The sequence below is a fragment of the Cupriavidus sp. KB_39 genome (assembly GCF_052114485.1).
Classification (GTDB): Bacteria; Pseudomonadota; Gammaproteobacteria; order Burkholderiales; family Burkholderiaceae; genus Cupriavidus.
In genome coordinates this window covers 1-11,962 of the sequence record NZ_JBFREV010000064.1, presented here as the reverse complement: position 1 = coordinate 11,962, position 11,962 = coordinate 1, and the positions used below count along the sequence as shown (strand labels likewise).

The window sequence follows — 11,962 nt, the reverse complement described above, 5'->3', positions numbered from 1 at the left end:
CTAAAAGCGACGAGCGAACCACTACAATCGTAAAACCCTGAAATACGCCGGCAGGGCGTTTTCCCGCTAGCCCGGCAGCCCGACGGGGTCGCCCCCCTCACTATCCTCCTTCAACTCCACCCCCGACCTTCCCAGCGCCACCGCGCCGCGCATCAAAAACACCAGCCTGTCCGCCGCTGTCGCGTATGGCAATCCCTCCGGCCTGACATTCGAGATGCAGTTCCGCTGCGCGTCGGTCCGTCCGGGCTTCGGGTCGTAGGTCAGATAAATCCCAAGACTATCCGGCGAGCTGAGGCCGGGCCGTTCGCCGATCARCATCACGATCTGGCGGGCGCCTAGGAGATCKCCGATTTCGTCGCCGAGGGCCACGCGGGACTGGCGGGCYACCACGACCGGGCCGATGTGCCAGTCGGCCAGCCGCGCCAGCACGGCGCGCAGCAGYGGCACGGCGTGGCGTTGSGCGGCCAGCGCGGAGAGGCCGTCRGCRATCACGAACACGGCGTCGGGGGTCTGGGCGGGCCGCTCGTTGGCCAGCGCWTCGTGGCTTTCGGCGTCCAGCCGGCGGCCGAGGTCGGGGCGGCGGAGGTATTGGTCGCGGTCCGGTGCCGCGCTGTGGACGTGCTGCGCGGTAAGTCCCGCCTCCTGCAAGGCCATGTCGAGGGCCGTGACGTCGAGCGGCAGGTGCACCGCGTCACGCGCCTGCGCGTGGGCGAGGCCGAAGGCGAGCACATCCCCSGTCTTCTGCGCGTGGCCSGTGCGGCCCAGCGCCACGCGCGCCCGGGTGTACTGGCGCAACTGGGTCCAGGGATCGATGTCGGYGGGCGGCTTGGGCATGATCGGCTCCATCGTGCGTTACAGCGTGCGCGCCAGGTCCAGCAGGGGCGCGCGCGCGGCCGGCTCCAGCACCCGGCCGGCATCGTCGAGGATGCCCATCCGTTGCAGCCACGCTTCGAACTCGGGCGCGGGGCGCAGGCCGAGCACCTCGCGCAGGTACAGCGCATCGTGGAACGACGTGCTCTGGTAGTTGAGCATGATGTCGTCCGCGCCCGGCACGCCCATGATGAAGTTGATGCCGGCCACGCCGAACAGCGTCAGCAGCGTGTCCATGTCGTCCTGGTCGGCCTCGGCGTGGTTGGTGTAGCAGACGTCGCAGCCCATCGGCACGCCCAGCAGCTTCCCGCAAAAATGGTCTTCGAGCCCGGCGCGGATGATCTGCTTCCCGTCGTACAGGTACTCGGGGCCGATGAAGCCGACCACGGTATTCACCAGCAGCGGCTCGAACGCACGCGCCACGGCGTAGGCGCGCGCCTCCATGGTCTGCTGGTCCACGCCATGGTGCGCGTTGGCGGACAGCGCGCTGCCCTGGCCGGTCTCGAAGTACATGACGTTGTCCCCCACCGTGCCGCGCTGCAGCGCCAGCGCCGCCTGCCGGGCTTCGTCGAGCAGGGCCAGCGAGATGCCGAACGCCTCGTTGGCGCGCTGGCTGCCGGCCACGGACTGGAACACGAGGTCCACCGGCGCGCCCAGTTCCATCGCCCGCAGTGTGTTGGTGACGTGGGTCAGCACGCAGGACTGAGTCGGCACGTCGTAGCGCGTGCGCGCATCGTCGATCAGCCGTAGCAGCTTGACGATGGCGGCGAGGTTATCGCCAGCCGGGTTCACGCCGATGGTGGCGTCCCCGCAGCCGTAGAGCAGGCCGTCGATGATGGACGCGGCGATGCCGCGCGGGTCGTCGGTGGGATGATTGGGCTGCAGGCGCACGGCCAGCCTGCCTGGCAGGCCGATGGTGCTGCGCAGCCGCGTGACCACGCGGCACTTGCGCGCCACGGCGATCAAATCCTGATTGCGCATGAGCTTGCTGACCGCCGCCGCCATCTCGGGCGTGATGCCGGGCGCCACGCGGCGCAGCGTGGCCTCGTCGGTCTCGTGGCGCAGCAGCCAGTCCCGGAAACCGCCCACGGTCAGCGCGCCGATCTCGGCGAAGGCGGCGGCATCGTGGCGATCGACGATCAACCGCGTGACCTCGTCGCCCTCATAGGGAATCAGCGCTTCGGAGAGGAAGTGTCCGAGCGGCACATCCGCCAGCGCCATGCGCGCGGCCATGCGCTCCTCCTCGTCCCCGGCGGCGATGCCGGCCAGCGCGTCGCCCGAGCGCGCCGGGCTGGCCCGGGCCAGCAGCGTGCGCAAGTCGGCAAAGACATGCCGGCGCGTGCCGACGGTATGGGTGAAGGGCATGGCGTCAGATCTCCGGGAGGAAAGCGTGCGCTGCGTGACTTCAATATACGCGAGCTGGCACGCAAGTTTCACGCCCGATGTGACTTGCTATTGGCGCGCCGCGCGCCGACAATCGATGCGCCCAACCCTTCAACCCAACGCGAACGCGACAGCCGAGACATGCCGCAGGTGGAACAAGACCGCACGCCAGGCCGCCCCCAGACCGGAGACGGCACGCCCAACCCCGATCCGCTCCACCCCGTCCGGCGCCTGACGCCGGGCAGCTGGTTCAGTGTCACGGCGGCGTCATATGCGCTGACCGCCGGCGCGCTCCTGCTGGTGATGCAGGCCAACCTCGTGGCGGCCCTGCTGTCCGGGCTGCTGCTGTATTCGCTGGTCGAAGTGCTGGCCCCGCGCCTCACACGGCATTCCCGGCGGGACGCGCTGGCCGTGCTGATCCTGTCCGCGATCATCCTCTTCGCCCTGAGCGGCGGCATCTGGGCGCTCGTGCGCTTTATCAGCGGCGACGGCAACACGCTCGAACGGCTGATGGACCACGCCGCCGACATCATCGACCGCTCCCGCAACCAGATGCCGCCCTGGGTGAGCGACTCCCTGCCGCGCGGCGTGGAAGAACTCGCCACCACGCTGATCACCACCCTGCGCGAGCACGCCCAGATGGCGCAGCGGCTCGGCGCGGACATCCTGCGCACGCTGCTGCATATCCTGATCGGCTTCGTGATCGGGGCGATGGTAGCGCTGTACCGCGCCATCTCGCGCCCCAATCGCCGTCCGTTGGCCAGCGCACTGATCGCCCGTGCGAGCACGCTGCAAGTGGCCTTCTCGCAGTTCATCTTCGCGCAGGTGCAGATCTCGCTGATCAACACCATCCTGACGGCGATCTACCTGCTGGTGGTGATGCCGTTGTTCGGCCAGCACCTGCCGCTCTCGAAGACGCTSGTGGCCATCACGTTCATCGCGGGGCTGCTGCCGGTGCTCGGCAACCTGATCTCGAACACGGCGATCTTCGTGGCGTCGCTGTCGGTGTCCCTGCCGATTGCCGTGGTGTCGCTGGTATACCTCGTGGTGATCCACAAGCTCGAGTACTTCCTGAACGCGCGCATCATCGGCGCGCGTATACAGGCGGCCGCGTGGGAGCTGCTGACGGTGATGCTGGTGATGGAGACGCTCTACGGTATACCCGGCGTGATTGCGGGACCGATCTTCTATGCCTACGTGAAGCGCGAACTGTCCACGGCGGCGCTGGTGTAGGCGATTGTTAACTCGTTGAATGCATTGGCATTCAATGCGCAGCAACGGGTACGCTCCCGTTGCCGCGCGATGAGATTGCGACGGATCAGCCCTCGTTCGCGGCCTCGCGCGGCAGGAACTGGTTGCCCTCCGCCAAGGGCGCGTAGCGGTACGTGGCCGGCGTGCGGCTCAGCTTGACCGGCGCGCCGAGGCCCTTGTAGCCGCCGGGCATCTCCACCACCATCTCGCGGTGCGCGGTGTGCGGATGCTGGAGGGCGTCCGGCACCGACAGCACCGGCGCGCACGGCACCCCGGCCGCCGCCAGGGCATCGGCCAGCGCCTTGCCATCATGCGTGCCCATGCGCGCTTCCAGTTCCACTTTCAGCGAATCGCGATTGACCGAGCGCGCGCCGGCGGTGGCGTAGCGTTCGTCATCGGCCAGCGCGGGCACGCCGAGGTGCTCGCACAGGATACGGAACTGGCGATCRTTGCCCACGGCCAGGAAGATCGGGTCCGTGGCCGTGGCCACCGTGTCGTACGGATAGATATTGGGATGGGCGTTACCGGTGCGTGTCGGTGTCTTGCCACTCATGAACCAGTTGGCCGCGTGCGGATGCAGCAGCGAGAGCCCCGAGTCGTACAGCGCCGCCTCGACGAACTGGCCGCGCCCGCTGCGCGCGCGCTCCTGCAGCGCCAGCAGCACGCCCAGCGCCGCGTTCAGGCCGGTGACCATGTCCACCACGGGCAGGCCGGCGCGCAGCGGGTCACCATCGGCCTCGCCATTGATGCTCATGATGCCGGCCATGGCCTGGATCGCCGCGTCGTAGCCGGGCAGCCCGCCCAGCGGGCCATCGGCGCCAAACCCGGACACCCGGCAGTGCACCAGGCGCGGAAAGCGCTGCGACAGCACGTCGTAGCCCAGCCCCCATTTCTCGAGCGTGCCGGTCTTGAAGTTCTCGACCATCACATCGGCCTCGGCCAGCAGCGACAGCAGCACCTCGCGGTCCGCATCGGCGGTGAGGTCCAGCCGCATCACCCGCTTGTTGCGGTTCAGGCCGAAGTAGTACGACGCCACGCCGTCGCGGAACGGCGGGCCCCAGGTGCGCGTGTCGTCGCCCTGCGGTGGCTCGATCTTGAGCACGTCGGCGCCGTGGTCGCCCAGGATCTGGCCGCAGAACGGCCCGCCCAGGATGCGCGACAAATCAACCACGCGGATGCCGGCCAGCGCGCCGGGAGTGGGGGGCGTCGTCATGATGGTGTCTACCTCGCTATCGTTTTTTTGGATGGCTTGCGCGCGTCAGTCGAGCTGCGCACCCGACTTTTGTACCACGGCGCGCCACTTGGTGACTTCCGACTTCACAAAGCCGCCGAGCTGCTCGGGCGAGGTGGACGGCGCGAACTCCAGCCCCTGCGCCACCAGCGTCTGACGGACTTCGGGCTGCTTGAGCGCCTCGGCGAAGGCGCCGTTGAGCTTGCGGATCACCTCCGGCGGCGTGCCGGCGGGCGCCACCACGCCGAAGAACACSGACACGTCGAAGCCGGGCACGCCCTGCTCGGCCACGGTCGGCACGTCAGGCAGCGCYTGCGAGCGGCCGCGCGTGGTCACGCCCAGCGCGCGCACCTTGCCGCTCTTGATGAATGGCAGCGCGGTCAGCACGTCGGTGAACGTCATGCTGACCTGCCCGCCCAGCAGGTCATTGAGCGCCGGGCCGGTGCCCTTGTACGGAATGTGCTGGAAGTCGGTGCCGGCGAGGTTGTTGAACAGCACGCCGGCCAGATGCGACGACGCGCCGTTGCCCGACGACGCATAGGTCAGCTTGCCCGGATGCGCCTTGCCGTAGGCAATCAGCTCCTGYACGTTCTTSGCCGGCACGTTGGCGTTCACCACCAGCACGTTCGGCAGATGGCCGATCTGGATCACCGGCGCGAAGCTCTTCACCGGGTCGTAGTTGATCTTCCGATACAGGCTCACGTTGATGGCCAGCGGCGCCGAGGTGCCGAACATCAGCGTGTAGCCGTCCGGCTCGGCGCGCGCCACCGCCTCCGCGCCGATATTGCCGCCGGCGCCGGCGCGGTTCTCCACCACCACGGGCTGGCCCAGGCTGCTCTTGAGCGCGGCGGCCAGTGTGCGGGCCATCGCATCGGTGGGGCCGCCCGGCGGGTAGGTCACCACCATCATGATCGGCTTGGTCGGAAAGTCCTTCTGGGCGAAGGCGGGCGCGGCGGCAAGGCCGAGCGTGGCGGCGGCGAGCGCGGTGAAGGCCGCCAGGGCCGCGCGGCGGTGCCAATGAAGCTTGGGGGGCATGGTTTGTCTCCGGGTGAGGCTTTTTTGTCTATTTGGAACGCAGGAACACGTCAAAACAGGTCAAAACACGTTGATCTCGTCGAGTTGGCCGGCGGGGCGCAGCGCGCCGTCCTCGGGCGGCGCGACAGTCTCGGCCAGCCATGCCGGCTCGGCGCCGCCGGCCAGCGGGTCCTGCGGCAGCACGCGGTACACCAGCACCAGTTGCGCCAGCCGCATGCGACGGACCGAGCCGATGCGGCCCGCTTCCCACGCCATCGCCACGGCGCTGGTCACGTGGTACAGCGCGGAGGCGGCCTGGCGGGCCAGCTCATCGCCTTCGGCACCGGCCTCGGCGGCGCGTGCAGCCAGCGCGGCGGCGTTGGCGATGGCCTGCGCGAAGGTGGCCCGAGCCGTGGCATGCATCGGCGTATCGGCCAGCAGGCCAGCCAGATACGTCTGGAGCACGGGCAGCGAGCCCTCGCGGCGGATGGCGCGCAGCACATCCAGCGCGACGATATTGCTCGTACCCTCCCAGATCGACCCCAGGTGCGCATCGCGGACGAGGCGCGGGTCGCTCCATTCCTCGATATAGCCGCAGCCGCCGCGGATCTCCATRGCGTCGCCGGTGACCTTGCGYGCGTCACGGCAGGCGCGGAACTTGATCAGYGGCGTCAGCACGCGCATCAGCGGGTAGGCATCGGCCTCGCCSGCGTCGGCGCGGCGCAGYGCCTCGGCGGTCTGGAACACCATCGTGCGGGCCTGCTCGGTGGGCAGCGTGAGCTTGAGCAGCTGCCGACGCATCAGCGGCATGTCCACCAGCCGCTTGCCGAACGCGCGCCGTTCCCGGGCGATGAACTGCCCCTCGGTCAGCGCGCGGCGCATCAGCCCGGCCGCCCGCACGCCGTTGGAGAGCCGCGAGTTGTTGATCATGTCCGCCATCTGCACGAAGCCCCGGCCCGGCTCGCCCACCAGCCACGCGTGCGCGCCTTCGAGCCGGATCTCGCCGCTGGCCATCGAGCGCGTGCCGAGCTTGTCCTTGAGACGGATGATCCGATAGTGGTTGGCGCTGCCATCGGCCAGCGTGCGCGGCAGCAGGAACAGCGAGACACCCTTGATGCCCGGTGTGGCCGTGCCGTCCGGCTCCTCCATGCGGGCCAGCACCATGGCCAGGGCGGCGTCCGGGTTGGAGCAGAACCACTTGTCGCCTACCAGCCGCCAGCCGCCTTCCACGCTGTCGTCCCGAATCGCGCGCGTGGCGGTGGCCGCCACGTCGGAGCCGGCGCCCTGCTCGGTCATGAACATCGCGCCCTGGTACAGGTCGTCGAAGACCTGCGTGGTCAGGTTGGGCAGATAGCGTTCCACCAGCGCCGGGTCGCCGAACTTGCGCAGCGTGCGGGTCAGCGAGTCCGTCATCGACAGCGGGCAGCACAGCCCGAACTCGGCCTGGACGAACAGATAAGTCAGTGCGTACTTCGCCGCAGGCGGCATGGGCTTGTCCCAGCCGAGCACGCCGCCGCGATGGGAGGCCGCGGCGAGGCCGAATTCGGCGAACGCCACTTTCTCCAGTTCTATATAGGCAGGATCCTTGTGGATGGCCTGCGCGTCGAGGCCGGTGCGAGTGCGATGGGAGAGCGTGGGTGGTGCATGATCCGCCACATTGGCGAGGGTATCGAGCACGCCACCCGCCAGCGCGCCCATGCGCTCAAGATGCGGCAGCAGGTGATTGAACAGGTCGGCCGGCAGGTAGAGCGGCAGCAGCGCGCGCAGGTCCGGGTCGGCCGTGAACAGGCTCGTGCCGTGCCGGTCCGGTACCGGATGGGCGATATCTTGAGACGAATCTCGCGAATCGGTCAAAGAAGCGGACGGAATCCGGGCGGCGCTGGTCGGCATGGCTGTCTCCTTGTTTGGGATYCATTATTCGAACGCCAACGATTCGTGTCTAATTCTAAAATTGGCTTGATCCATACAAAATTTATATCGCCATGGAATTCCGTCATCTGCGCTATTTCCTCGTGCTGGCCGAGGAACTGCACTTCGGCCGCGCCGCGCGGCGGCTGTCGATCTCCCAGCCGCCGCTTTCGCTCAACATCCAGCAACTGGAGGCATCGGTGGGGGCGCGGCTGTTCGAGCGCGACAGCCGCGGCGTGCGGCTGACGGCGGCGGGGCGCGCGTTCAAGGAGTCGGCCACGGCGCTGCTGGCGCAGGCCGAGTCGGCGCGCCAGCTGGCCCGGGAGATCGAGGCGGGCGCGGTGGGCCGGCTGCGCGTCGGCTTTGTCGGCTCGATGCTGTACCGGGGCCTGCCCCAGCGCCTGCACGAGTTCCAGCACCGCTACCCCGGCATCCAGGTGGCGTTGACGGAACTCAACTCGCAGGAGCAGATCGACGCCCTGCTACACGGCGAACTCGACGCGGGCTTCATCCACACCAGCCGGGTGCCCGATGAACTGGCCACCGAGCTGGCCCATCGCGAGCCCTTTGTCTGCTGCATGCCGGCAGGCCACCCGCTGGCCCCACGGGCCGAGGTGGCGCTGACCGACCTGCGCGGCGAGCCCTTCGTGCTGTTTTCGCGCAAGGCGTCGCCCGACTATTACAACCGGATCTTCGAGATGTGCGCCGCGCAGGGCTTCTATCCGCAGGTGCGGCACGAGATGCGGCACTGGCTGTCCGTGGTGTCGCTGGTGTCGCAGGGGATGGGCGTGGCTGTGGTGCCGGCGGCACTTGCGCGCTCGGGCATGGCGGGGGCGACCTTCCGGCCGCTGGCCGATGCCACGGTGCCGTCCGAGGTCTATTGCGTGTGGAAGCGGGCGCCTGATCATCCGGCGCGCGACCACTTCGTCGACACCATCCGGCTGGCCGCCGCGCAGGCCGGCGTTTAGAATCCGGTGCGCAATGTGCGCCAAAGAAAAAGCCACCGGTCCAAGGACCAGTGGCTCTGAAGTACGCGTGGAACGGGGTGTTCAGCGTGTCTGGAGCATAGCGCCCCCCTCCCGGCGGACCAATACCACAAATGCGGTATTCGATGGAATGCCGGCGCCCGGGCCCCAGATTAGTGCGAATACTGGCGTAATCCCTAGCCCGCGCGCGGACGTGGAGGAAACGCCCCCGCGTACGAAAACGGACGGCTTCTGCCGCGATCCGGTATGGCTTCGGCGCCGAAGCCGCACGAATGCTATACAATCGAGAACGATTTTTATTTACCTTCGCGGGGCGGCGATCCTGCCTGCGCACTGGAAACCTATGCGGTTGTCTGAACTGCCCCGGCGCACGGCCGCCGTTGTGAAATCGGTGGACGATGCCACCGCGAACGATCCCATCTCGCGCCGCCTGCGCGATCTCGGTTTTGTGCCGGGCGAAGCGGTGCAGATCATCGCGTTCGGCCCCTTCGGCAAAGACCCGCTGGTGGCGCAGGTCGGCTTCACGCGCTTTGCGCTGCGCCGCGCCGAAGCGGCCCGCATCACCGTGGAAGTGGTAAGCGCCACCGTTTCCAGCATCGCCCCGGCTACCCAGCCCGACGCCTCCGCCGCCCAGCGCATCGCCTGAGGGCGTTGCCACAGGCCGATCAGGACCCCCTGCCAACATGTCCGTCGCACAACCTCCATCCGCCCTGCGCATTGCGCTGGTGGGCAATCCCAATTGCGGCAAGACCGCACTGTTCAACCGCCTGACCGGCAGCCGCCAGAAGGTGGCCAACTACGCCGGCGTGACCGTCGAGCGCAAGGAAGGCCAGTTCGTCTCGCCAGCCGGCCGCAGCGTGCGCATCCTGGACCTGCCGGGCGCGTACAGCCTGCACGCGGCCAGCCTGGACGAGGCGATCACGCGCGAGGTCTGCATGGGCCAGCGYCCCGGCGAGCCGCGTCCGGACCTSATCGTCTCGGTGGTCGATGCCACCAACCTGCGCCTGCACCTGCGCTTCGTGCTGGAACTGCGCCGGCTSGGCGTGCCGATGGTGGTGGTGCTCAATATGAGCGATGCCGCGGCAAAACGCGGCATCCTGATCGACCGCGACGCGCTGTCGCAGGCGCTCGGCGTACCCGTGGTGCAGACCGTGGCGGTCAAGCGCGATGGCGCCGCGGCGCTGATCGACCTGCTCGACGGCGTGCTGCCGCCAGCCCCGCCGGTGCCGCCGCAGTCCGTGGAGGCGATGTCCGAGCTGGACACGCACGCCGAGGTCAAGCGCCTGCTGGACACCGCCGTGACCATGCCGACGCGCACCGCAAGGCTCGATGACGCGCTCGACCGCGTGATCCTGCACCCGGTGTTCGGCCTGGTCATCCTGGCCGTGCTGCTGTTCTTCATGTTCCAGGCCGTGTTCTCGTGGGCCGAGCCGCTCATGGACGGCATCGAAGGCGCCGTGCACCTGGCCGGCGAGGTCGTGGGCGGCTGGCTGCCCGCTGGCCTGTTGCACAGCCTGATCGTCGATGGACTGATCGCCGGCCTGGGCAGCGTGATCGTGTTCCTGCCGCAGATCCTGATCCTGTTCCTCTTCATTCTCACGCTGGAGGAGTCGGGCTACCTGCCGCGCGCCGCCTTCCTGCTGGACCGCCTGATGATGGGCGCGGGGCTCTCGGGGCGCTCGTTCATCCCGCTGCTGTCGAGCTTCGCCTGCGCGATTCCAGGGATCATGGCCACGCGGACCATCCAGGACCCGCGCGACCGGCTGACCACCATCCTGGTGGCGCCGCTGATGACCTGCTCGGCGCGGCTGCCGGTGTATGCGCTGCTGATCGGCGCGTTCATCCCCGAACGCACCGTGGCCGGCCTGTTCAACCTGCAGGGCCTGGTGCTGTTCGCGCTGTACGTGGCCGGCATCGTCAGCGCCCTGGTGGTGGCCTATGTGCTCAAGTTCTTCCGCCGTGACCGTACCGACCATCCGCTGCTGATGGAACTGCCGTCGTACCGGATTCCGAATCCGCGCGACATCGCSATCGGCCTGTGGGAGCGTGCCCGGATCTTCCTGTCGCGCGTGGGCAAGGTGATCCTGACRCTGACCGTGCTGCTGTGGTTCCTGGCCACGTTCCCGTCGCCGCCGGAAGGCGCCACGCTGCCGGCCATCGACTACAGCTTCGCCGGCATGCTCGGCCGGGCGCTGCAACATGTATTCGCGCCGATCGGCTTCAACTGGCAGATCTGTATCGCACTGGTGCCGGGTCTGGCCGCACGCGAAGTGGCGGTTGGCGCACTCGCCACGGTCTATGCGCTCTCGGGCAGCGACGACGCGGTGGCCGTGCAACTGGCGCCGATGATTGCCGCGCAGTGGTCGCTGGCCACGGCGCTGTCCCTGCTGGCGTGGTACGTGTTTGCGCCGCAGTGCATTTCCACGCTGGCGGTGATCCGGCGCGAGACCAACTCCTGGGCGGTGATGGCGGCTTCGGCGGCCTACCTGACGGGGCTGGCCTACCTCGCGTCGTTCATCACGTATCGTGCGGCGCTGGCATTTGGTTGAGACGAGGTTGAAACTGGCGACACCGACTTGGGTCCAACGGCCATGACGCTCTATCACGCCTTCGAAATCCTGGTGGTCGCGCTGATCGTGGCGGCTTGCGCGGTCCACGTGACGGGCCGCTACATGCCGCGCACGCGGGAACGCGTGAAGGCGTCCCTGGCCGTGCGCCTGGGTGGCGCCGGCGCCACCGGCTGGCGCGCATGGCTGGCGCGGCGTCTGGCGCCGCAGGCCGCCGCCGGTTGCGCCTCCGGGTGCGAGACGAATAGCGGCTGCGGCACGTGCGGGTCGAATACGTCCCCTGCGGCCTCGGCCTCGGCCCCGCCGGAGAACGAGCAGATCATCCGGTTCGTGCGCAAATCCTGACGGCGCAGAGCCCATCCCGACAAAGAACGGCGGTCCTTGCGACCGCCGTTTTTGCATTCTGACCCCGGATCGCTGCACGCAGAAACGGGTACGCTCGTCCCGCCAGACCCGTCCGACGCCCGCAGAAACGGGTACGCCCGCCGCCGTCCTGCATCCGCAACGGGCAAAGAAAAAACCCGCCGCGCGGGAAGCGCGGCGGGTTCCATCGTCCAGCCGATTTACTGCACCACGCCGGCCAGCGTGATCGACACAGGCATTGCCTCGGGTCCGGCCGTGCAGCGCGCGGTCACCGTGAACGGCCCGTTGGCGAGCGGCGTGATCGATGCCGAGTTCGGCGCGATCACCACCTGGTTCAGGATGATGTTGCTGCTGGCAGTAGACCACGCCCAGCTGCCAAAGCACGGCGA

The 11,962-nt window shown here is 68.5% G+C and carries 10 protein-coding genes and 1 pseudogene; 5 read left to right on the top strand and 6 right to left on the bottom strand.

Annotated elements, in window-relative coordinates:
* Window positions 1-66: 66 nt before the first annotated feature.
* Together eutC and AB4Z27_RS27550 are read right to left on the bottom strand one after the other, a co-directional pair.
* Entirely contained in the window at window positions 67-834 is a 768-nt protein-coding gene (gene eutC, locus AB4Z27_RS27555; RefSeq protein WP_441645769.1) for an ethanolamine ammonia-lyase subunit EutC, read from the bottom strand.
* Window positions 835-852: 18 nt separating this feature from the next.
* Window positions 853-2,235 (bottom strand): ethanolamine ammonia-lyase subunit EutB, encoded by a 1,383-nt coding sequence (locus AB4Z27_RS27550; protein ID WP_441645768.1) that lies wholly within the window; start codon window positions 2,233-2,235, stop codon window positions 853-855.
* 159 nt (window positions 2,236-2,394) lie between these two features.
* Here AB4Z27_RS27550 and AB4Z27_RS27545 point away from each other — a divergent pair, with 159 nt between their 5' ends.
* Complete coding sequence (locus AB4Z27_RS27545) at window positions 2,395-3,486, top strand: AI-2E family transporter (protein WP_092294317.1); 1,092 nt, start codon at window positions 2,395-2,397, stop codon at window positions 3,484-3,486.
* A gap of 85 nt (window positions 3,487-3,571) precedes the next feature.
* On the opposite strand, the gene AB4Z27_RS27540 is transcribed toward AB4Z27_RS27545, so the two are convergent.
* The 3 genes from AB4Z27_RS27540 to AB4Z27_RS27530 are packed head-to-tail and all read right to left on the bottom strand — an operon-like array spanning window position 3,572 to window position 7,639.
* Window positions 3,572-4,717 carry a CaiB/BaiF CoA transferase family protein gene (locus tag AB4Z27_RS27540; RefSeq protein WP_092294315.1) on the bottom strand — a complete coding sequence of 382 codons (1,146 nt, stop codon included), beginning with the start codon at window positions 4,715-4,717 and terminating at the stop codon, window positions 3,572-3,574.
* Between the two features lie 45 nt (window positions 4,718-4,762).
* Window positions 4,763-5,770 carry a Bug family tripartite tricarboxylate transporter substrate binding protein gene (locus AB4Z27_RS27535; RefSeq protein ID WP_092294313.1) on the bottom strand — a complete coding sequence of 336 codons (1,008 nt, stop codon included), beginning with the start codon at window positions 5,768-5,770 and terminating at the stop codon, window positions 4,763-4,765.
* A 60-nt stretch (window positions 5,771-5,830) separates the two neighbouring features.
* Window positions 5,831-7,639, bottom strand: coding sequence for an acyl-CoA dehydrogenase family protein (locus AB4Z27_RS27530; RefSeq protein WP_092294311.1), 1,809 nt, complete (start codon window positions 7,637-7,639; stop codon window positions 5,831-5,833).
* A 92-nt stretch (window positions 7,640-7,731) separates the two neighbouring features.
* On the opposite strand from AB4Z27_RS27530, the gene AB4Z27_RS27525 reads away from it, so the two are divergent.
* The 4 genes from AB4Z27_RS27525 (at window position 7,732) to AB4Z27_RS27510 (ending at window position 11,555) form a co-directional block, all read left to right on the top strand.
* Window positions 7,732-8,625, top strand: a complete 894-nt coding sequence (locus tag AB4Z27_RS27525) for a LysR substrate-binding domain-containing protein (protein ID WP_092294309.1) — start codon at window positions 7,732-7,734, stop codon at window positions 8,623-8,625.
* A gap of 361 nt (window positions 8,626-8,986) precedes the next feature.
* Window positions 8,987-9,289 (top strand): FeoA family protein, encoded by a 303-nt coding sequence (locus tag AB4Z27_RS27520; protein ID WP_092294307.1) that lies wholly within the window; start codon window positions 8,987-8,989, stop codon window positions 9,287-9,289.
* Between the two features lie 37 nt (window positions 9,290-9,326).
* Entirely contained in the window at window positions 9,327-11,192 is a 1,866-nt protein-coding gene (gene feoB / locus AB4Z27_RS27515; RefSeq protein ID WP_092294305.1) for a ferrous iron transport protein B, read from the top strand.
* Between the two features lie 42 nt (window positions 11,193-11,234).
* Window positions 11,235-11,555 carry a DUF6587 family protein gene (locus AB4Z27_RS27510; RefSeq protein ID WP_092294303.1) on the top strand — a complete coding sequence of 107 codons (321 nt, stop codon included), beginning with the start codon at window positions 11,235-11,237 and terminating at the stop codon, window positions 11,553-11,555.
* A gap of 218 nt (window positions 11,556-11,773) precedes the next feature.
* On the opposite strand, the pseudogene AB4Z27_RS27505 reads toward AB4Z27_RS27510, so the two are convergent.
* Window positions 11,774-11,962, bottom strand: a pseudogene (locus tag AB4Z27_RS27505) (hypothetical protein); the annotation flags it as partial.